The organism is Dechloromonas sp. ARDL1, assembly GCF_051122455.1.
Taxonomy (GTDB): domain Bacteria; phylum Pseudomonadota; class Gammaproteobacteria; order Burkholderiales; family Rhodocyclaceae; genus Azonexus.
This window is the reverse complement of the sequence record NZ_CP168939.1, coordinates 3,565,597-3,585,492: the sequence shown is the minus strand read 5'-3', so window position 1 is coordinate 3,585,492 and position 19,896 is coordinate 3,565,597. Positions and strand designations below refer to the sequence as shown.

General features: G+C 62.3%; 19 protein-coding genes. 6 read left to right on the top strand and 13 right to left on the bottom strand.

Annotated elements, in window-relative coordinates:
- Positions 1-147 precede the first annotated feature (147 nt).
- Positions 148-1,611 carry an undecaprenyl-phosphate glucose phosphotransferase gene (locus tag AB6Q56_RS17750; protein WP_434514376.1) on the top strand — a complete coding sequence of 488 codons (1,464 nt, stop codon included), beginning with the start codon at positions 148-150 and terminating at the stop codon, positions 1,609-1,611.
- Entirely contained in the window at positions 1,601-1,960 is a 360-nt protein-coding gene (locus AB6Q56_RS17745; protein WP_434514375.1) for a VanZ family protein, read from the top strand. The genes AB6Q56_RS17750 and AB6Q56_RS17745 overlap by 11 nt, the downstream gene beginning before the upstream one ends.
- A gap of 123 nt (positions 1,961-2,083) precedes the next feature.
- On the opposite strand, the gene AB6Q56_RS17740 is transcribed toward AB6Q56_RS17745, so the two are convergent.
- The 4 genes from AB6Q56_RS17740 to AB6Q56_RS17725 all read right to left on the bottom strand — a co-directional run bounded on the left by AB6Q56_RS17740 (position 2,084) and on the right by AB6Q56_RS17725 (position 7,966).
- Positions 2,084-4,198 (bottom strand): S8 family serine peptidase, encoded by a 2,115-nt coding sequence (locus tag AB6Q56_RS17740; protein ID WP_434514374.1) that lies wholly within the window; start codon positions 4,196-4,198, stop codon positions 2,084-2,086.
- The gene (locus AB6Q56_RS17735) at positions 4,195-5,931 is read right to left on the bottom strand and encodes an alkaline phosphatase D family protein (RefSeq protein WP_434514373.1); all 1,737 of its coding nucleotides are present in this window, start codon (positions 5,929-5,931) and stop codon (positions 4,195-4,197) included. Before AB6Q56_RS17735 ends, AB6Q56_RS17740 begins: the two co-directional genes overlap by 4 nt.
- Positions 5,932-6,067: 136 nt before the next feature.
- Entirely contained in the window at positions 6,068-7,576 is a 1,509-nt protein-coding gene (locus tag AB6Q56_RS17730; protein WP_434514372.1) for a hypothetical protein, read from the bottom strand.
- 159 nt (positions 7,577-7,735) lie between these two features.
- The gene (locus tag AB6Q56_RS17725; RefSeq protein ID WP_434514371.1) at positions 7,736-7,966 is read right to left on the bottom strand and encodes a hypothetical protein; all 231 of its coding nucleotides are present in this window, start codon (positions 7,964-7,966) and stop codon (positions 7,736-7,738) included.
- A 169-nt stretch (positions 7,967-8,135) separates the two neighbouring features.
- Between AB6Q56_RS17725 and AB6Q56_RS17720 the strand changes: the two genes are divergently transcribed.
- The 4 genes from AB6Q56_RS17720 to AB6Q56_RS17705 all read left to right on the top strand — a co-directional run bounded on the left by AB6Q56_RS17720 (position 8,136) and on the right by AB6Q56_RS17705 (position 11,529).
- Positions 8,136-8,714 carry a hypothetical protein gene (locus tag AB6Q56_RS17720; protein WP_434514370.1) on the top strand — a complete coding sequence of 193 codons (579 nt, stop codon included), beginning with the start codon at positions 8,136-8,138 and terminating at the stop codon, positions 8,712-8,714.
- Positions 8,701-9,330, top strand: a complete 630-nt coding sequence (locus AB6Q56_RS17715) for a hypothetical protein (protein WP_434514369.1) — start codon at positions 8,701-8,703, stop codon at positions 9,328-9,330. The genes AB6Q56_RS17720 and AB6Q56_RS17715 overlap by 14 nt, the downstream gene beginning before the upstream one ends.
- Before the next feature lie 146 nt (positions 9,331-9,476).
- Positions 9,477-10,892 (top strand): esterase-like activity of phytase family protein, encoded by a 1,416-nt coding sequence (locus AB6Q56_RS17710; protein ID WP_434514368.1) that lies wholly within the window; start codon positions 9,477-9,479, stop codon positions 10,890-10,892.
- A complete protein-coding gene (locus AB6Q56_RS17705; RefSeq protein ID WP_434514367.1) occupies positions 10,882-11,529 on the top strand; it encodes a lytic transglycosylase domain-containing protein in 648 nt (215 codons plus the stop codon). The genes AB6Q56_RS17710 and AB6Q56_RS17705 overlap by 11 nt, the downstream gene beginning before the upstream one ends.
- A 21-nt stretch (positions 11,530-11,550) precedes the next feature.
- Here the strand turns inward: AB6Q56_RS17705 and epsL are convergent, their stop codons facing one another.
- From epsL to AB6Q56_RS17660, 9 genes are all read right to left on the bottom strand, one after another.
- Positions 11,551-12,765: an XrtB/PEP-CTERM-associated polysaccharide biosynthesis outer membrane protein EpsL gene (gene epsL, locus AB6Q56_RS17700; RefSeq protein WP_434514366.1), complete on the bottom strand. Its 1,215-nt coding sequence runs from the start codon at positions 12,763-12,765 to the stop codon at positions 11,551-11,553.
- 94 nt (positions 12,766-12,859) lie between these two features.
- Positions 12,860-13,555 carry a phosphate regulon transcriptional regulator PhoB gene (gene phoB / locus AB6Q56_RS17695; RefSeq protein WP_434514365.1) on the bottom strand — a complete coding sequence of 232 codons (696 nt, stop codon included), beginning with the start codon at positions 13,553-13,555 and terminating at the stop codon, positions 12,860-12,862.
- Positions 13,556-13,644: 89 nt separating this feature from the next.
- Positions 13,645-14,346 (bottom strand): CAAX prenyl protease-related protein, encoded by a 702-nt coding sequence (locus AB6Q56_RS17690; RefSeq protein ID WP_434514364.1) that lies wholly within the window; start codon positions 14,344-14,346, stop codon positions 13,645-13,647.
- Positions 14,343-14,936 carry a hypothetical protein gene (locus AB6Q56_RS17685; protein WP_434514363.1) on the bottom strand — a complete coding sequence of 198 codons (594 nt, stop codon included), beginning with the start codon at positions 14,934-14,936 and terminating at the stop codon, positions 14,343-14,345. The genes AB6Q56_RS17690 and AB6Q56_RS17685 overlap by 4 nt, the downstream gene beginning before the upstream one ends.
- Positions 14,923-16,593, bottom strand: coding sequence for a putative porin (locus AB6Q56_RS17680; RefSeq protein ID WP_434514362.1), 1,671 nt, complete (start codon positions 16,591-16,593; stop codon positions 14,923-14,925). Before AB6Q56_RS17680 ends, AB6Q56_RS17685 begins: the two co-directional genes overlap by 14 nt.
- Before the next feature lie 33 nt (positions 16,594-16,626).
- Positions 16,627-17,289, bottom strand: coding sequence for an energy transducer TonB family protein (locus tag AB6Q56_RS17675; RefSeq protein WP_434514361.1), 663 nt, complete (start codon positions 17,287-17,289; stop codon positions 16,627-16,629).
- Positions 17,290-17,294: 5 nt separating this feature from the next.
- Complete coding sequence (locus AB6Q56_RS17670) at positions 17,295-17,699, bottom strand: ExbD/TolR family protein (RefSeq protein ID WP_434514360.1); 405 nt, start codon at positions 17,697-17,699, stop codon at positions 17,295-17,297.
- Between the two features lie 2 nt (positions 17,700-17,701).
- On the bottom strand, positions 17,702-18,106 hold the full coding sequence (locus AB6Q56_RS17665) for an ExbD/TolR family protein (protein WP_434514359.1): 405 nt from the start codon (positions 18,104-18,106) through the stop codon (positions 17,702-17,704).
- Between the two features lie 16 nt (positions 18,107-18,122).
- Entirely contained in the window at positions 18,123-19,859 is a 1,737-nt protein-coding gene (locus AB6Q56_RS17660) for a DUF2341 domain-containing protein (RefSeq protein WP_434514358.1), read from the bottom strand.
- Positions 19,860-19,896 lie beyond the last annotated feature (37 nt).

Genomic DNA, 19,896 nt, shown 5'->3' with positions numbered 1-19,896 from the left:
CGTGATGCCAACAACAAAGCCGCTCACACGTCGGGTAGCGACGGGGAGGTGCGGCAAATCGCCATGCCTGTTTCACACAAGCTTAATGAACTGTGAATATTCTGGACAGTCCGTACCCGACCGGGTACCCGAGCAATCCGGAACTCGATGACTGCAATCACCTCCCAACCCGATACGGAAATCCAGAACTCGGTATCACCACCCCACCTCGGGAGCATCACACGCTTCCGACGTGCCGCGAGCCTGCATATTGGACGTGACGACCTGATCAATCTGGTCGAGGTTATTCTCGAACCCGCAGTGCTGACACTGACGATCTGGCTCATCGCGTTTCTCGAGGAAGGCGAACTCACCCTGCCCTACCTCATCCTGTCGCTGATGTCTTTTTCGCTGACCTTTCCCGCCAAGCAGCGACTCCAGGAATCATTTGCCCGCAGCACCGTGGAGATCTTGATCGGCTGGCTGCTGCTATCGAGTTTGATGCTGCTTTTCGGATATGCCACGCAAAGCCTTACGCTTTTTTCCGCTCATGCCGTGATTACCGGCCTGTGGTCCATCCCGCTCGCCCTGGTGACGACGCATGGCCTCTTCCGCCTGGCTGCCCCCATACTCCTCAAGGCGCAGGGCAGCAAGCAGGCGGTTGTCATAGGCATGAACGAACAGGGAGCAGAATTGACCACCCGTCTGACCCACAGCCCCTACACCGATCTGCGTCTGCTCGGCTTTTTCGACGACCGCAACCCGGAACGCTTGCACAACAGCGGTCGGCATGCCGCCCCGCTGCTCGGACGAATCGACGATGTGGCAGATTTCGTGAAGCGAGAGGGAGTACACCTGATTTACATTTCACTCCCCATGGCAACGCAGCCACGCATCATGCGCCTGCTCGACGCACTGCGCGACACGACCGCTTCCGTCTATTTCGTGCCAGACCTGTTCGTAACCGACTTGATTCAGAGCCGCATGGAAACGGTGTGCGAGATGCCGGTCGTTTCGGTTTGCGAAACGCCATTCACGGGCAGCAACGGCATCCTGAAGCGCCTGTCGGATATTGTGCTCAGCATGCTCATACTGGCGCTCATTTCACCGCTACTGCTGACCATTGCAGCCGGAGTCAAGCTGTCGTCTCCGGGGCCGGTGATTTTCAAGCAGCGTCGCTACGGCCTCGACGGCAAGGAAATCATCGTCTACAAGTTTCGCTCGATGACGGTCTGCGAAGACGGCCGCCAGATCGCCCAGGCCCGCAAGGGCGACCAGCGCGTGACGCCCCTGGGTCGTATTCTGCGCAAAACCTCGCTCGACGAATTGCCGCAATTCATCAACGTATTGCAGGGCCGCATGAGCATCGTCGGACCCCGTCCCCATGCCGTTGCCCACAACGAAATGTACCGCAAGCTGATCAAGGGCTACATGGTGCGCCACAAGGTCAAACCCGGAATCACCGGCTGGGCTCAGGTAAACGGCCTGCGCGGAGAGACGGAAACATTGGACAAGATGAAGGCACGCGTCGATTGCGACCTGGATTACCTGCGCAACTGGTCGCTAGGCCTGGATATTTACATCATCTTCAAGACCGTCGCGGTCGTTATCAAAGACCAGCATGCCTACTGATGCGTTGAGGCGCCGCACCCTTTTGACGGTGCTGGGCACGGCAGTGGTAGTAGGTATATTTTTCCTGCTTTTCGGCTTCGGCAGTACGCCGGGTTCCGGCAATCTGCTACCCAATCCTTGGGACAAGGGCGTGCACATCGCCGTTTTCGCGATACTGGCCATTGGCCTGCGCATGCTGATGCCTGGTCTGCCCGGCTGGGTGCTGTTCGGCCTGGCAATCGTGATTGCATTGGCCGACGAACTGCATCAGCTCTGGGTACCAACCCGGCAGCCGGATTGGAACGATGGCATAGCCGACCTACTCGGTGCCGCCCTCGGCCTCACCTTGTGGGCAAATCTGCTGAAATAGCGAACTGCACTGGCCGCGGAGGGGCTACTACCCTGCCGAACACGAGAGCCCCTAGTCCGGACGCTATCCCGACCGCAAGCCACGGTTAATTCGAACGCGTTGCGTCAAGGGGATTCCCGCGTGTCAGTTGCGCCGACCAGAAATTCCGCGCCCTAGCGCAAGTGCCAACAGGAGCAGGCTCCAGGCCGGGAGCGGCACCTCTTCGCTGGCTCCGTCAGCGGCAAGCATGGTGATCGTGGTAGCTGCAGCCGCGCTGTCGTTGCTTCCCTGAGGATCGCTCCAAGTGCCGGCTGTGTTGGCAACAACCGTGGCGCTACCTGCAGCGCCGGTCGTAACAACAACCTGCCGGACCAGGCTTTGCCCGACGGTGAGGTCACCCAGCGGGCACGCTACCGCCGTGACGGCGATGGTGCAGCCATCGCTGGCGGAGCGAACGCTGACACCACTCGGAATAGTGAAGTTGAGCAGCACGGATTCAGCGACACTCGGACCATTGTTCAGCACGGTGGCGGTATAAGTGACATCGCTTCCGGCCACCACCGGATCCGGGCTATCGACCAAGGTAACGGCAAGGTCGGCAACCGGTTGGCTCAGGCTCCAGGCGAGCGCAATGCTGCCCGTTGCGCCGCCACTGCCGGCCACGGCCAGGCGATAGGTCATTCCGGCACTGGCCCGAAAGGCGATGCGACTGGCAGTCTGGCCTGTTGCGGCATTATTGTTGGCCTTCACCAGCGTCAGCCCGCCAACGCTGTTGCCGGTATACGCGGCGAGTACCGTATCGAAACCGCTGCCCGTCGTTTCGAAAACGGCATCTCCCCCGGTGGGAGCAGTCCATGTCCACCATACCGAGCGAACCGGGCTGGCTCCCGCATGACTCGGCTCGCCACTCTCGACCGTAGCGAGTACGTTGCTACCGTTGACACTGCCGCTTGTTCCGACCAGCGTCAACGCGGCAATAAAATCGTCGTTGCCCGGGAAGTCGAGGGCAGCAGCAAGATTGATGCGTGGCCGGGACAAGCCGTTACGCACATCGGTCACTGCCACGCCGTAGCTGGCCAAGCGACCCGCTGCTCCTTCCGCCCCCTCGGCGGGGCGCGCCGCTCGCAGCACGGCATGCGCACCGGCGGCATGCGGTGCCGCGTAGGAAGTTCCACCCCCCGTTGATCCGCCTGCCGTGATCAGCGCCCCAGGCGCCAGCAGGTCGAGAAAGCTGGCGCTGTTGGAAAAACATGCAACCTTGTCTGCCGTAGTCGTGCTGTCGGTGCAGGCGCTCCACGTCACGCCGCCGACATTGGCGTCATAGACAGCACCGACCGATTCCGCTTCCGGCGTGCAGGCGGGCATGGCCAGGCCGTCGCTGTATGCACTGTTGCCGCTGGCCACGTAGGCGACGATGCCGACCGAGCGCGCACCCTGCAGGGCAGCCCGGAAAGGATTGCCGGTGGTGCAGGGGCTGGTGAACTTGGCCGTCCCGCCCAGGCTGAGGTTGAGGGCAACGATGTTGTAGGTGGTGCGATTGCCAATAGCCCAGTCGATGGCTTCGACAACATCGACGCTGGATGCACTGCCGCCATCGAAGACATCGAGCGCAAGGATTGCTGCGCCCGGCGCCGTGCTGGCGGCGATGGCGGCGACCACGGTGCCGTGCCCGTTGGCATCTCGGACACCATCGTCGGTAGCAAAATCGCCCGCGTAGGCGACGCGGCAACCGGCCGGCACGCCCGGTGCCGTGCAACCGCCGAATTCGCTGCGCGTGTAGTCCACACCGGTGTCGATGACGGCAACAGCAGTGCCTGCTCCCAGTTGCCCCTTTGCTATAGCGACTGGCCGGCCGATTTGCGGCAGACTTTGCTCGAGAATGGGGTAAAGCCGGACATCCTCATAAATCTCCAGCACATCCTCGCTGGCAGCAAGGCGGCGCAAGGCATCGGCGCTGCGAACGCGAACAGCCAGCATGGGCAGTTGCTCGTAGCGGCGGATGCGCTCGACACCGCTGTCGGCAACGCTCGCTTCCAGACGATCCTTGACCGTATTGCGGGCCACGCGCCGCACTGCTTCGGCTATCGAAGCAGATTGGGGCAGAAGGACATCCGGCTCCGCCAGGCGAACCAGCAGCACCGTTGCCTCCCCCTTTTCCACCCCGGCCAAGACGGCACGGGGTATCTTGCCTTCGCTGGCCAGCGTACCGCCGCACACACACGAGGCAACGAGCAGCGCAGCCGGCCGCAGCGAAATCACACTGACTGCAGCCTGCGCTGGCCGACTCCCGGCAGCGTGCGCAGCGACCTGCCGTCAAACGCCGTGTAGTCGGTGCTCTTGACGGTGCTGACATAATGCCAGTCGCAACGGCATTCTTCCGCCGTGGCTGTAACGACCATGTAGCCGCGATCGCCGGTGTTGGCGTAGCGGAGCGGCCCGATGAGGGCTTCCAGCCCGGCAGCGACAGCCAGCGGGCTCTCGGTCGGGAAATATTCCTCCAGCCCAGGCGAGGAAACCGAGGCGACGGCATATTCGACGCCGACCGCGTTACCGTGCATGTCCTGCAAGTCGCTGGCCCAGGCATTGTGGGTGTCGCCGGCGAGCACGACGAGGTTCTTGTCGAGAAAGCGTGCCATGCCGAACACGGTTTCCCGGGCGACGGTGTAGCCATCCCAAGCATCAAGATTATAAGGAATGGCCGGCATGGCGAGAATGGCTTGCTCCTGCGCGGTGAGGCTGCCGGGGGCCGTCTGTGCCTTGACGAGCAGCGCGCTGTAGGCCGAGAAGCTGATCTGGCCGAGCACGAGCGGTGCCGGGATATTCATGCGGCCCATCAGCACCTGCTGACCGAGCACCTGCCAGGTGGCGGACGATTCGCGCAGTTGCCGATGCAGCCAGAGCATCTGTTCGGCACCAAGCAACTGGCGGGCCGGATCAGCCATGTCGGCAGCAAAGCGGGCGCTATCGAAACTGCCGTCGCTGCCGAAGTAAGTGGCATAGTCAAGTTGCAGGTCGCGGGCGATGACGCGGGTGTCGAGCATGTGCAGCGAGACAAGGTTACCGAACTGGAAGGAACGGAATATCTTTTCCTTGCGCTGCGGATCGGGACTGCGGATCGGAAGCCATTCGTGGAAGGCCTGCAGCGCAGCGGCACGACGGACACTGAATTCGCCTTCGCTGGCCATGTCGTGGTTTTCGGCACCGTTCTTCCAGGTGTCGTTGGCGATTTCGTGGTCATCCCAGACGTTGATGAAGGGCATGGCGGCGTGCACGGCCTGCAGGTCTGGATCGGTACGGTATTGAGCGTAGCGCTGGCGGTAGTCGACGAGGCTGAGCAGTTCGCCCGCCGGTTCAACTTCGCGGCCGAGTTCGGCGGCATCGCCCGAGGCGTAGCCGTCGCGACCATACTCATATATGTAGTCGCCAAGGTGGATGGCGGCATGAATGTCGTCGCGGCGGGCGGCCTCGCCGTAGGCGTGGAAATAGCCGGCCGGATAGTTGGAACAAGTGAAGACTGCCAGCCGAACCTGCTCTATGGTGCCGACAGGCAAAGTGCGGGTGCGGCCAATCGGCGAGACATGGCGACCGATGCGGAAGCGGTAGTAATAGATGCTGTCCGGACGCAGGCCCGTCACATCAACCTTGACGGTGTAGTCCTGCTCTTCCCCGGTGAAAGCGACACCTGCACGCACGACCCGGCGGCAGGCTGCATCGGTGGCAACCTCCCAGAGAACGGGTATCCGGCCCTGGCGGTCGGTGGTGACACGAGTCCAGATGATGACCTTGCGAGCCAGCGGATCGCCACTGGCCACACCATGCGCGAAGCTGACATCGAAGCGCTGGCCCAGGACATGCCGGGCATCCACCATCGGATCGATGGCCGCACCATGTGCCAGTACCTTCCCGGAAATGGAAAGAGCCCCGAGCGTGGCACCACCGGCAGCGACGCGCTTTAGGAATTGACGACGATGACGGCGCGGCTGGCTGGACATGGCGGACTCCCTGTTGAATAACGTAATGTCCGGACGATAGACACGTGCAATTACATTGGCATTTCACCCAGGTTTAACCGGTATTGCCGGCAGCTCATGAGCCGCTCCTGGGCATGCCCGGGAGCGGCTGGCGCGCTCAGGGTGCGAGCAGTACGGTGCAGTGGCCGGGCTGGTCAGGCAGCTCGGCGATATTGCCGCCGCGTGCGATGCACTGATCCGGGGGCAGTTCCAGTCCCTTTTCAACATGGCCGACCAGCAGGTCGAAGGCATGCTGGGCATGCGGCTGGATCAGCTCCAATTGCGGCAGGAGCGCCTTGTAGGTCTCGATGTGGTTGCCGTTCTGCACTTCATAGAGGCGATAGGCCGGCTCGCCATGGTGGTGGCGACGCCAGCCGCTGTGGCGCTCATGGTGCACTCCGTCATCGTGCGCCTGGGCAACCTTGCGGGCGTAAGCGCGGGCGTGGCGGTCGATGGGCAGCAATGCGTCCATGGTGCCGGCCACCGTGACAAGCGGGCGCTGGATGCGGCCGCTGGTCGCAAAGTCGGCAATGTTGTCGGCCACCTCGGACACCGCCTGGCGGGCGACGACGTTGTAGTTGGCCGGGCCCGCACCGTAGGTGTCGTAGGCGGGGTCAAGGCGCTTCTGCCATTGGCAAAGGGTAACCTCCCAGAATGAGGCGTTGTTCATCGCCCAAAGGCTGGTGGCCCCGCTGCCGATGTCGGGCGGGAAGCCGGCGGCGCGTATGTTCCTGGCTGCGGTTCCGACCGGATCTCTACCCCCGGCGGCGTAGTCGGGGTAGTTGAGGACGGCGGCCGGCAGATCGCTCAGCAAGTTGGGGGCGACGGCATCGACGAAAGTACCTTCCCAGTCCACGCCGCCATCGAACCACTCCGGTGCCGTCTCGATGGCACGTCGAACCTGATAGCCACCGTTGGAGGTGCCGACCGCATAGGTATAGCGCGGCTTTTTGCCATAGTGGGCACGACTGCCCTGGTGGGCCAACCGTGAGGCGAGCACCATGTAGTCGCGCCAGCGGGTGAATTCCTGACCAGGATCGTTATCGTAGAAATGCACCCAGGTGGAGGATGCGGGATTGAGGCGGCATGCCAGCGGGTCCGACGGATCGCTCAGCTTGAGGTTGAGCGTGCCTTTGTTCTGCGAGGCGTAGGCATAGCCTTTTTGCACGACGTAGTCACTCCAGGCGAAGTCGCCATTGAATTCGCTACGTGTGCCCGAGGCACCAGCGACTACCAGGCGGCCGTTCCAGTCGTTTGGCAGGCGTAACAGGAAACGCGCCTGGCCGGTCGGATCGCTGGCAATGCGGGCATTGAGCTGAATGCCTGGCACCACCTTGACGATGGGCGTCCGGTTGGCGGCATCGGGGGCGATGGTGGCACGGTCGGTCTGCGGGGTGAAGGCAAGCGGTGGCAGGCCGGGCAGGGAATTGTTGGCCGGTGTGGTCGCCATGTTGGCGGTGGTCAGGTCGGCGCTGTCGGTACAACTGACATCAGCCAGCTGGCTGCCGAAGGCCTCTACCAGCGTGCTGCAGCGGTCTGCATAAGCCATGCCGGCCGTGGCAGCGAGGATGGTTGCCAGCAACCCGCGGCAAAGCGTGTGGCGAGCGGTTCTGCGGTAATCGTGCATGAATTGTCTCCTGTCGTTGGTATTGGCATGCATTGCATGCGATGCCATCCGGATATCCGGCAGGAGCCATATTCAACGCCAATTGTTACAAGTCGTGCGCGCCAACATGAGCCGAACAGCTCATCGGCACAAGAGGGAGAACCATGGCGACACTGATCCCTAAGGCATTTCCTGAATTGCTGCCCTGCCCTTTCCCTGGCGCAATCCGTGCCAGAGCAGGCCAGCCCAGATCAGCGACCCGAGAGGCAGTATGGCCCCGGCGATGAACAGGGACATTTTCACCGAGCGTCCGGCACGGCTTGGAGCATCCAGCATCACCCTGGCTCGCCCTGGCATCCATGCCGTCACCCGTAGCGAGCGGCGACTGAGGTATGCGAGGGCCTTGTTCATGATGTGGGCACGACGTGCTGTTAGGTGAAACGACCATGCTGGCAGCCACAGGTTGCCAGATCATGACAAAAACATGACCGTGCAACACACTCCCCGCCACACTGTCGAAATATTTGCGCTCCATCATCGCCAGCATCCTCCATCTGCCTCCTCCATCACTAAAAACTGGATGCCCACCGACCACTCCCCGACCTCTGCGCCAACACCGGGCTGGTCGGCGGACGCTCACCTCGCCCCTGCGTTGCCCCCACCTCGGCCGGGCTGGTTCGGCATCGCTGTCTTTCTGGCTGTGTTTGTCGCCCTGCAAGGCCTCTATGGGCTGGCTGGAGGCTCTGCCGTGGAAAACTGGGTCGTCGAAAAGGCGACCGTGATACCGGCTGCAGGGGCAGTGGCGCTGCTCCAGCCGGAATGGCAGGTGCGTGCAGACGGGCCACGCCTTATAGTGCTTGGAAAGCGCATCAACGTGCGCTATGGCTGTGAGGGTACCGAAGTAGTATTCCTGCTCGTTGCTGCCATGTTTGCCGCCCGTGCTGGCTGGCGCTGGCGGCTGGCCGGCCTGCTCACCGGCATCGCCGTCATCTGGCTTCTCAACCAGATGCGACTGGTGGCGCTGGTGCATGTTCTGGTTCTGCGCCGCGAGTGGTTCGCCAGCATTCACGGCGCCATCGCCCCGCTGCTGGTTGTCGCGCTGGCCACATTGTTCTTCCTCGCCTGGCTGCGCCTGGCACCGGCTGATGCAGCAAGCTGAGCCGGCGATCCTGGCATGGCGAACACTGCTCGCCATCGCCATCGTGCTGCCGGCTACCGTGCTGTTTGGCGAAAGCGTGATCCAAACCTGCCTGCCGGCGATGCGCGCGGTCATCACCTGGCTGGCGCCGGATTTCGTCGTCGAAAACCTGTCCATCGCCGGTCTGAATGCCGACCGCGTGCTGCGCCTCGACATTGCCAACCGCCACCACCTCCACCTTGGCAAGCACCTGATCGCCCCCGGGCGATCGATCAATGCCACGATCAATATCCTGGCGCCACTGGTTCCGGTCGTCACCGCGCTGGTTACCGCGCTGGCCTGGCCGGACCGCTGGCCGCGGGTACTGCTCCGCTTGCCGGTCCTCGCCCTGCTTCTCCCTCCCGTTCTGCTGGCGGACGCTCCCCTGGTGCTGGTCGCCCTGACCTGGGATTTCTGGCAGTACGCCGCCAATCCCGGCGACACCTCAGCCTGGACGCTATGGATGCAGTTTCTGACGCGCGGCGGCCGACCGGCACTGGGCATTGCCTGCGGCCTTTTGGCCATATTGCTGACGCAGCATTACGCCAGCCGCATGAGCCGTTCGGCTCATACCCAGCCCCCAGGAATGACAAATTGATGTAACAGCGGGTCCCGATAATGGGTTCGGGAAGTGGCTGATCGATGGCTGTCGGCTTGCGCGGTTGCCTGCCACACGCGACCACTTCCCGACTCGCCGCGCCCAACCGCCGGTGCCGAACGAACCCCAGGAACAGGAACCCCGACGTGAACAAGAACAAGTCCAAGATAGCCATCGCCCTGCTGGCGATGCTGACTGCAGGCGCCGCCCAGGCGGCCCCCTCCTTCGTCAACGGCCTCGCCCTTGATGGTGGCATGCTCGACCTTTCGAGCGGCACCACGGCCAATAACGGCCGGGTTGGCTATTTCTCCGACATTTACTACGACACCAACCGCAACCAATGGTGGGGCCTCTCCGACCGCGGCCCGGGCGGCGGTACGCTGAGCTACGACACCCGCGTACAGCGCTTCTCGCTCGATATCGACCAGAACACCGGCGCCATCTCGAATTTCAAGATTCTCGAGACGGTCAAGTTCAGCAATGCCGGCAGCGCGATGAACGGCCTGGCCCCCAGCCCCAGCAGCACCCTGGGTAACGCCTTCGACCCGGAAGGCTTCGTGGTCAACCCGAAGACAGGCAATTTCCTGGTTTCCGACGAATATGGCCCGTCGCTGTATGAATACGACCGCAGCGGCAACTTGCTCCGCACCTTCGCCACCCCGGCCAATCTGATCCCGCGCAATGCGGCCAGCGGCATTGCCAATTACGCTGGCGACACCGGCAACGATGCGGGCAAGCGAACCAACCGCGGCTTCGAGGGCCTGGCAATCAGCCCGGACGGCAAGTACGCCTACGCCATGCTGCAGAGTGCAACTCTCGACGAAGGCGGTGGCAACGGCAGCGTGAATCGCATCGTCAAGTTCGACACCGCCACCGGAAACGCCGTCGGGCAGTATGCCTACGAGATGAAGCGCTCCAGCCAAGGGCAAGGCATCTCGGCGCTGGTCGCCATCAACAATCACGAGTTCTACGTGCTCGAGCGCAACAATCGCGGTATCGGCGTCGGTGCCACCCTGGCGACAGCCGACAAGGAGGTCTACAAGATCGACATCTCCGGTGCCACGGACGTTTCCAACATTGACCTCGATTCCGGCGCCGCTTATACCAAGGTCACCAAGTCGGGCCAGATTCTCGACCTCGACGCCAACACGCTGGCCGCACTGGGCAACAAGTCACCGGAAAAATGGGAAGGCCTGGCCATCGGTCCCAAACTGGCCGACGGTAGCTTCATGATGCTGGCCGGCACCGACAACGACTACAGCGTGACGCAGAATGGCACCGGTACGCAGTTTGACGTCTATTTCCGCTTTAGCGACGCCGACCCATACGCCTCGTCGATCCAGTGCCCGCTCGGCACCACGACCGGCTGTACCGGTGCCGCCACTAGCGTACCCGGCGATGGCAGCTACCGACTGCTGCCTGGCGTGCTGCATTCCTACAAGGTCTCGGCCGCAGAACTGGCTGCTTACACGGCTCCGGTTCCCGAGCCGGAAAGCTGGGCGATGTTGATGGCCGGCCTGGGCTTGGTTGGCTTCGCCGCCCGACGCCGGCGTGCTGACTGAAAAGCTTTGGCGGTGGCCGGCCAGCGGCCGCCGCCTGGCCCAACTGGTGTGCCTGACGTGGGTAACCTGCACCCAGGCCAATGGGATTTTTGCATTCACCGACGATGAAGGGGTGGAGTATCTTTCCAATGTACCTGACGACCGCCGCTATCGCCTGATCTGGCGCGATGGCGGCGAAGCACGTACCCCTCTAGGCCGCCCCGCCAGGGGCTTGCTTGCCTTGCCACTGGTTCGCCGGCCATTTCATGCGGAAATTCATCGGGTGAGCCAGGATACGGGCCTCGACCCGGCATTACTGCATGCCGTGGTGACGGTCGAATCCGGTTACAACCAGGCCGCGATATCCCCCAAGGGAGCCCGTGGGCTGATGCAGTTGATGCCGGCTACCGCCCGCCGCTACGGGACGGGAAACCCGTTCGACCCGGAGGAAAACGTGCGCGCCGGGGCACGCTACCTGCGCGACCTGCTGGCCTTGTTCGACAACAATCTGGAACTGGCTTTGGCCGCCTATAACGCCGGTGAGAACGCCGTCCTGCGCCACGGCCGGAAGCTTCCTCCGTATGCCGAAACCCGTCGCTACGTGCCGATGGTGGTGGCCCACTACAACCAGCTTAGCCGGCAATCAGCCAGCAACTGAGCGGCTGCTTCCAGCGCCCCCTCAGAACAGAAACTGGGCATTCAACGTCAGCAAGTTGGCCTTGTAGTCCCAATTGTCCTGGTTGGAGTTGCGACGATCCTGTTGTAGCGCAAGGGAGAGTGAACTCCACTCGGCCGGCATCCACTCCAGGGAGAGGCGGACCACCTGCAAGGTATCCCGCCGCTCGGGCAGTCCCGGGAAAATACCCCCCTCGTAGCGCCGCCTTTCCCAGTCATATTTGAAGCGCAATGCGGTCCGCGCCGAAATCTGCCAAGCCGGCTGCAAGCTCATACCGTCGGTCAGGTAGTAACTGCTGGCAAAGTTCTGGAAAGCAGCGATATCGCGGCGCAACGCGGCGTTCAGGCTCAGTTTTCCGCTGGGCTGCCAGATGTATTCGAGGCGGCCGACAGTGGCCGCGTAATCGCGGTCCGAAAAATGCTCATGCCGCCGCTCCTGCCGCGCCACGCGGGCATTGACGGTGGATTTTCCGGTGAGTGGCAGGTAGAGCTTGAATTCGCTTTCGTCCTGGCTAAAGCCGGTATCGATTTGCGAATTGAACGGCGCTGGCACCTCGGAAAAGCCGATCAACCGCCGTTCCTTGTATTCGCCCTCGCCCTTCTTTCGCAGAATCTGCAGGTAATTGCCGGACGGCCAGACATAGCGCCCACCGAATTCAAGGTTGTTCAGTTCGTAGCTTCCCTGTTCCAGAAAGCTCTGGCTATTGGTTTGCGTGATCCGGCTGAGCCCACCCAGGGCCAGCCAGCCGCCGGTCGCTTCCCACTCCAGAGAGAAGCGCTGGTTCTCGGTACGACGCACGTTTTTGCGCTGCGCGGGTGTGCTGGCAGAGTAGTCCACGAAACTGTTCTGCTGCTCAACTTGATCGAGACTGAGCAAACCGTGCAGGCGTGGCGTGAACGACCAGTTCCAGGCGGCATCGTAGTTCCTGGCTTGGTAGCTGAGGTAGTCGTTTTCCTGATAGCTGTAGTCGATAAGCGTCGCGTTGGCTCGAATCCGCTGCAAGCCCCACGCCTTGTTGAAACCCAGAGTAAAAGCAGCTGTACTCAGCGTGTCGGACTGCTCGTTGCCATTGGTCTGGCGGAACAAATTGCTATCGCGCACCGCGCCAAGGCCAACCGAGAAGGTCACGCTGTCTTGTGCATCGGCATGTGCCTGCGGGTTGAAAATAACCGCCAGCAGCAGGGCGAACAGCAAACGATCGAGTTTTTTTTTCGGCATGAAAATAAGGATTGAAGGTCGGATCAAGGCCGGCATCGGGGCGTAGAAAATGGCCTCGGGGTCTGGCCGGGCCGTCTTCTGACAGGAGAGCGCTTCAGCTCTCCATCCGCGTCGAGAAGCGATAGCCCACCCCCCTGACTGTCTGCAGCAGATTTTCCAGTGCATGGTTTTCGAGCACGCTGCGCAGGCGACGGATATGGACATCGACAGTCCGCTCCTCGACGTAGTTGGCATCCCCCCATACATGATCGAGCAACTGGCTACGGCTATGCACCCGCTCGGAATGCGTCATCAGGAAGTGCAGCAGGCGAAACTCGGTAGGCCCCAGGTTGATGCTTTGACCGCGCGCCAGGGCCTTGCGCATCACCGGCACCAGGCGCAGGCCACCCAGTTCGATGGCGTCATCGACGATCTGCGGATGACGCCGGCGGAGCACAGCCTTGGTGCGTGCAACCAGCTCCCGCGGTGAAAATGGCTTGGTGATGTAATCGTCAGCCCCGGCTTCGAGCGCGGAGATCTTGTCCACTTCGTCGTGCCGTGCCGTCACCATGATCACCGGCACGTCGCGAACCCTGCAATCGGCCCGCATGTGACGAATGAACTGGAAGCCGGAAAGGTCCGGCAGCATCCAGTCGAGCAGGACGACATCCGGCTTGTTGGCGACCAGAAGCTGCCACGCTGACTCGGCACCGTCCGCTACCGAGACGGCGAAGCCGGCATGGCTCATATTCACGACGATCAACTCGGCAACGGCCGGCTCGTCCTCGACGACAAGTACCCTCCCTGACATCCCCTACCCAGCTTGTCCATTGAACCAATCAGCAGGATATTCGCCTGACATTACGAGCAGATGATAGAAATCTTGCGGTTCGGATCAATTCACCAGAAATGCCAGGCGCCGGTAAGCAGAACCACGATACCGAGCCCGGCATTGGTGACAGCGTGAGCGACGACCGCCACCCACAGATTGCGGGTCGCGATGAAGAGCCAGGCGTAGGCCAATCCGGCGACAATCCCGGCAGCCCATTGCTGATGCTCGATACCGAAAACGATGCTGGACATCAGCACGGCAGGCAGCGCCACGTCCCCCGGTTCGAGCATCAGCCAGTCGCTTTCCTGAATCCTGCGCATCAGCCAGGAACGCCAGAACAGTTCTTCCATGACCGGAACTACAAGCGCCGCGCCTGCCAGACGCACTGCAACCAGCGCCCAGTCGAGGCTGCCATCGGCATGCCGTGGGTCAAAGCCCGGGCCGGATTGGCCAACAATGAAAACCCCACCGTCGAGGAACAACCACACAGCGAGCACGCCGCCACCGACAGCAACGGCCAAGGCAAGCTGCCGCCGCCCTGGCAGGCGCATGGCAGCCAATTCGCTCAGGCGCGGCCACAGCCAGATCAGCAAGGCGCCAGCCACCCCTGCTCGCAGCGCATAGAGCCAACGGGGATCGAACGCTTGGGCGACGGCGCCCGACAGCCTTGGGGTCAGCGCCATGAGAACAATAAAGGCGGCGAACGGTAGGATACGGAGGATATCGGGACTTATCAGTCCGCGCCGGAATTCGAGAACCAGTTTTTTCACGAACCGATCTTCTGACTATCCAGCCGCTCCTTCATATCCTCGGCGGTGTTTTCGATTTCGACCCGTTTCAGGCCGGTAAAGGGCTCAGCCTGCAGCACGCTGTCGGAACACCCCTTGGTCTGGTAACGCGCCAGGATGTCCAGCCCGGTCTTGTGCATTTCTTGATTGCGCGCAACGCAGGCAGCATGCTGCTGCTTCTCGCCACCGAGGGTGGCCTGCAAACGCCTTCCCTCGCCCTCCAGATTGGCGATCTGCTCCCGCGCCTGCTTCAATTCGACCTCGACCTGAGCAAGGCGGGCAGCCAGATCTTCCTTCGCCTTGCGTAAGCTACCGAGTTCCCGCCCCAGAGCAGCCACGCGCTGTGCCTCGCCTTCTGCTTTCTTGCGGGCAACATCGCGCTCTGCTTCGACCGAGGCCTTTTCCTGCGCCAACTGGGTCTTTTCCTGTTCGAGCTTGCGCTGAGCCTGCTGCAGACGCTTGACCTGCTCCTTGTTCGGATCGGCCTTCTTGGCGTCGCTGGCAACGGCCGGCATGGCGACCAGCAGGCCGAGCACGGCACACATCGCGAGGGTGGTCTTAGAAGCGAACATTGACGTCAGCCTGCAGAACATTCACCGCAAAGCGATGGTTGGGATTGAGGGAGAACGATTCGATCGATTCGGCGGACATCCAGCGCAGCCCCAGATGGGCATTGGGGTCGAGACCGTAATTGAAGCCCAGGATATAGCCCTTCAGGTTGGTGCCCCCCAGACCGAAGTCGGAATCGGTGAAAGCGTCGACAACGGCGTCGGAACCCAGGTAGCGGTAGGTGAAGGCGGCATTCCAGTCGTGGCGCTGCGCCAGTTTGGGCATGCCGACCATGATCTTGTAGAGATACCCGTAATCCTTGCCATCGGCCATGTTGAGTCCGGTGCGCCGCCGAATTTCGCTGCGGTCGAAGGCAGTGTTCTTGACGTAGTCGGCGGTCAGCACGACGTGGACTGGGTCGAAATGAGCGAGGTCGAGCGAAGCGGTGAGGTTGACCGGCTCAAAGCGGGAGGCAAGGCCCCAAATGGTTGGATTTGGATTCGTAACGACCGGAGTACGATCTGATGATGCGTTTGTCCGAAAGAGCGTATTACCCTTTTGGCGTAAGCTGGAACTATATTCATACTGACCATATGATGGGTTTCCGGCGAGAAACGCCGTATCGTCCTCGACTCGCCCTTCCAGATTGTTGAACTTGTACCAGGCAGCCCCGACCGTCAGGCGGCTGTTCTGTGCGAAATCCCACTTGGCGCCCAGCTGCATCCCTTTCACCCAACGGTTGTCGCGCGTCGGCGGGTTGTCCTCGCGCAAGGGGAAGGCGCCGACCGTCAGGAAGGGCCGGAAGCTGCCCTCGCCCAGCGTCGGCTTGAGGGTGGCCGCAAAGCCTTCGAAATTGAGATCCTCGTCCCAGACCAGATCGGTTGAGAACCACGGGTTGGGGATACGTCCACCACTGATCGTCAGCCACTCGGACGGGTCGTACTTGATGTAGGCGCGGTCGACCAGGAAAGAATATTTGTTGAACTCCTGGCCCATGCTCTGGTTAGTCGACACGCGATCGGTGGTGTTGCCGGTGGCCAGGCGCAGGCCGGCACTCCAGCTGTCGGAAACCCGCGCCAGGATACCCAACCTGGCGCGCAGGCGGAAACGATCCCGGTCTTCGCGCGTATTGCCCGTCGCCACCGAGCCATTGTTGGAAAGGAAACCGGCGGCACGCGTGACCTCTCCCCCGGTCGGATTGCTGCCGGCAGCGGCGACGATGTAATCGAATGGAGCGGTATTCTTGTCGTCCGCGAACTCCGACTGGTAGCGCACCCGCATGTCACCCTCGATCTTGACCCGATCCACCCAGGCCGGCACCGCATTCGGCTCGGCCCAGCGCTCGGTCTTGGCCTGGGCGAGGACTTCCTGGCGCAGTTGCTCGCGGATTTCGTTCTTCACTGTTTCCGGCACGTACTGCACGCGGACCGGTGCGCCAGCCTTGGGCTTTTCCTTGGTGGCCGCCCGCGCGGCCTTGACCTGGGCGGCCTTGACCATCGCATCGGCTTTCTCGCGACTGAACACACCCTGGTCAACCAGCGCATCGATCAGGTTAAGCGTCGTTTCGCGCAGGACTTCCAGCGACTCCCGATCATCGGCAAAGGCGGACTGCCCACCGGTCGATGCCACGAGCAGCGCCACGGCGACCGCATGCTGCAGGGGTTTGCGTTTGAACATCATGAATATCTCTCTGTTTTTCCGAATGGGGTGGGATCAGGCGGCGCCCCGGGCGGTGACCCGGATACGCAAGGGCATGCTCAGGTTGTCCGGCGGCGGCTCGCGCATGGCACCCGCCTGCAGGATGGCGTCCCGCAACTGCTGATCCAGGTCTTCATTGCCGGTGCTCTGGGCCAGCTCTACCCGCTCGACGGAGCCATCGCGGCGCAACCACAGGCGCAGGCCAACGCGATAATCGGCTTCGCGCAGCTTGCGGCTGCGGTTGAGCTGATCCTGCAGGTGGCGCTGCAGCCGCGCCGCGAACATGCCCTGCATGGCAGCACCGGTGCCGCCAATGGCACCGCCGGTGTAGTCACGGCCCACGGAGCCCGAGGCGAACGGGCTGCCGCCCTCGCCGGCCATGCCTTCCATCTTCAGTGGCTCGTTCTGGGCCTGCACCGCTTCCTTGGGCGGTTCGACCTTCATTTCCCGTTTTTCTTCCTTGGGCGGCTCCGGCTTCTTCTCTTCCTTGGGCGGCGGCGGAGGCGGTGGCGGCTTGTCAGGCAGCAGGGTGACGGTTGGCGGCTTGCGCGGCTTTTGCGATTTTCCGCCCATCAGGGTAGTGATTCCCCAGGCGAGCAGCGCGATGACGGCGGCCCCGGCGACGACGATGACGACGATGTTCAACCAGCGCCGGGGCGGCTTGATTTGAGTATCCATGGCGCTCAGTTTCCGATCCGTGCCGTCACCAGGCCGACCGAGCCGATGCCCATCGCCCCGGTCAGGTCGAGCACCTCGACGACGCGGGCGTAATTGACCGCCGGATCGCCCTTGAGGACGACGGAGGCTTTCGGGTCGCGTGCCATGGTCGCCTTGAGCTGGTTTTCCAGTTCGCGGACGCTGACCCCAACGCCGTTCAAGTGCAGCGAGCCGTCAGGCAAGATCTGGATGACCTTGATTTCGTGCTTTTCGGTACTAGGCTTGTTGGACGGCTTGGGGAGATTGATAGACAGCCCCGATACCGAGGCCGTCGTCATCAGGATGAAGATGACGAGCAACACGTAAGCCAGATCGAGCATCGGCGTCACGTTGATGCTGTCGTAGGGTTTGGTTTCTGCCTGGACGTGCATCGCTACCTCGTTGCCCGCGTGGTGGCCAGGCCAAGGTCGGTAATGCCGTTGCGCTTGAGCAACTCCATGACCTCCATCACCTTGGCGTACTGGACATGGGCGTCACCCTTGATGACGATGGACAGCGACGGATTGGCCGCCTGGTACTGGGCGAGCCGCAGGTCGAGCTGCTCCATAGTGACCGGATATGCGTCGATGAAGACGTCGCCGTTCTGGGCGACCGTGACCGCCTTGGTTCCCGGCTTGGCAAGGCTGGCGCTGGCGACGGTTTTCGGCAGCGCCACCTTGACCCCCTGCACGGACGCCGTGGTCATGATGATGAAGATGACCAGCAGCACGTACGCCAGGTCGAGCATGGGCGTGACGTTGATTTCATCGTAGGGCTGGTTGCCTTCCTGGACTTGCATGGCCGCTTCCCTGCGATCAGGCCGAGTAGAGCTCGGCGGAGCGGGTCAGGAACTCGTCGGCGAAGACCTGCGTGTCGGCCGACACGTTCTTGATGCGGATGGCCAGCCAGTTGTAGCCGAAAAGGGCCGGAATCGCCACGGCCAGGCCGGCGACGGTGGCCACCAGCGCGGCTGCAATACCCGGCGCAATGGAGTTGACGTTGACGTCGCCCGCCGCCGCGATGGCGGCGAAGGTGATCATGACGCCAACCACCGTGCCCAGCAGGCCGAGGAAGGGGCCGCCTGAAATAGCGATGGTGAGCAGAACGATCTGGCTGTTCAGGCGCTGGTTCTCGCGCACCAGCGCTGCATCCATCGCTGCTCGAATCGAATTGAGCGCGGCGGCCGACAGGTTGGCCTCGGTAGCGGCCTTCTCCTGATCCACGAAGCGATGGCGCATTTCCTCGATACCGATCCTGTAGAGGCGGAACAAGGTCGAATGGCGCATGGCCGAGTCTTCCTCGATGGCCTTGGTATCCGTCGAATCAGGGCGCAGCAGTTTGCGCGGGTTATCGCGGAAACGGTTAAGAAAGGCGATGTTGGCCTTGTCGGCGCGCCCCAGGAACAGCGTCTTGCCGATCATCACGCTGAAGCTGATGACGCCCATCACAGCCAGAATACCGATGACGATCCAGCCATCGAGGGTCAGCGCACCAAGCAGGATGCCGATATAGGATTCGGATTCACCACCACCGCCCTCCCCACTGACGAATAGCGGCGAATCAGGCTGCTGGCTGCCGTGCAGGGCCTTGATGTAGTCGGCCGAGCGTGACGTAGCGGCGAGGGTCACCTCGTCCAGCTCACCGGCGAAACCAGCACCGAGACGAATGTCGGCCGTGCTGTCGGCAACGGAAACGTCGGCCACGCCCGCCTCGACGCCTTCGAGGTAGAAGCTCAGCCGGCCGCCGATCAGGGTCATCGCAACATGCTGCCAGGTATCCGCCAGCAGCGTGGCTTTCGACGCGACTTCCTTGCCGTCGACCATGGCCAGCAGTTTGCTGCCCTTGACCGCCAGCGCCAGCCCCTTGTTACCCTCGCCTTGGTGGAAGAGCGTGCCGTTCGCGTTGGCGGAAGGCTTGATCCAGGCCGTGAAAGTCAGGCCATTAGCCGCGACCAGCTTCAGCGAAGGCGAGGCCGGTACGGTGAGGACTGCCGTACCGTCGAGACTTGCAGCATCGCCCAGCGGGCCGGCAATGCGGCGTGCGGTGAAATCGCGCGGGTGGTTGGCGTTTCCGGTCGCATCGCGGACAGTGCCTTCATCGGAGAAGTGCAACACCAGCGACTGTTGTCCGTCGTAGCTTGCCTTGGCATCGGCTGCACTAGCCGCCTTGTCGTTACCCCACAGCAGGGTGAGCGCATCAGCCTTGGCCGACGGCGACAGCTTCGACTGCTGCACCCAGATCACCGCCAGTTCGTTGGCCGCATCGTATTTTTCAATATGGAAGCGCAGCGGCGTCTTGCCGTCACCGGATACCACGCGCAAATCGCTGCCGTCCGGCTTGGCTTCGGCAAAGGGGAAATTGCCGGTGTGCAGGCGCAGGGCGAGCGGCACATTGGCGACGCCCTGCTTCAGTTCGACGCCCTCGGCGGTCGTGTCAATCTGCATTTTCTGCCGATGTTTCCAGTCGCCGGCATCGAATCCGTCAGCCGCGTGGGCGGCGAAGGCAATGACGGCTGCGGCGGCGGCAGCCCAGTGTGCAATTTTTTTCATCATGTCGTGATTGGTGGGTGATTCGTCGGATTGAGCAATT

What these genes read in the sequence shown, in the direction of transcription:
- AB6Q56_RS17750 (WP_434514376.1), top strand. Translation starts at nt 148, where the DNA reads ATGACTGCAATCACCTCCCAACCCGATACGGAAATCCAGAACTCGGTA.
- AB6Q56_RS17745 (WP_434514375.1), top strand. Translation starts at nt 1,601, where the DNA reads ATGCCTACTGATGCGTTGAGGCGCCGCACCCTTTTGACGGTGCTGGGC.
- AB6Q56_RS17735 (WP_434514373.1), bottom strand. Translation starts at nt 5,931, where the DNA reads ATGTCCAGCCAGCCGCGCCGTCATCGTCGTCAATTCCTAAAGCGCGTC.
- AB6Q56_RS17730 (WP_434514372.1), bottom strand. Translation starts at nt 7,576, where the DNA reads ATGCACGATTACCGCAGAACCGCTCGCCACACGCTTTGCCGCGGGTTG.
- AB6Q56_RS17725 (WP_434514371.1), bottom strand. Translation starts at nt 7,966, where the DNA reads ATGAACAAGGCCCTCGCATACCTCAGTCGCCGCTCGCTACGGGTGACG.
- AB6Q56_RS17720 (WP_434514370.1), top strand. Translation starts at nt 8,136, where the DNA reads ATGCCCACCGACCACTCCCCGACCTCTGCGCCAACACCGGGCTGGTCG.
- AB6Q56_RS17715 (WP_434514369.1), top strand. Translation starts at nt 8,701, where the DNA reads ATGCAGCAAGCTGAGCCGGCGATCCTGGCATGGCGAACACTGCTCGCC.
- epsL (WP_434514366.1), bottom strand. Translation starts at nt 12,765, where the DNA reads ATGCCGAAAAAAAAACTCGATCGTTTGCTGTTCGCCCTGCTGCTGGCG.
- phoB (WP_434514365.1), bottom strand. Translation starts at nt 13,555, where the DNA reads ATGTCAGGGAGGGTACTTGTCGTCGAGGACGAGCCGGCCGTTGCCGAG.
- AB6Q56_RS17685 (WP_434514363.1), bottom strand. Translation starts at nt 14,936, where the DNA reads ATGTTCGCTTCTAAGACCACCCTCGCGATGTGTGCCGTGCTCGGCCTG.
- AB6Q56_RS17680 (WP_434514362.1), bottom strand. Translation starts at nt 16,593, where the DNA reads ATGATGTTCAAACGCAAACCCCTGCAGCATGCGGTCGCCGTGGCGCTG.
- AB6Q56_RS17675 (WP_434514361.1), bottom strand. Translation starts at nt 17,289, where the DNA reads ATGGATACTCAAATCAAGCCGCCCCGGCGCTGGTTGAACATCGTCGTC.
- AB6Q56_RS17670 (WP_434514360.1), bottom strand. Translation starts at nt 17,699, where the DNA reads ATGCACGTCCAGGCAGAAACCAAACCCTACGACAGCATCAACGTGACG.
- AB6Q56_RS17665 (WP_434514359.1), bottom strand. Translation starts at nt 18,106, where the DNA reads ATGCAAGTCCAGGAAGGCAACCAGCCCTACGATGAAATCAACGTCACG.
- AB6Q56_RS17660 (WP_434514358.1), bottom strand. Translation starts at nt 19,859, where the DNA reads ATGATGAAAAAAATTGCACACTGGGCTGCCGCCGCCGCAGCCGTCATT.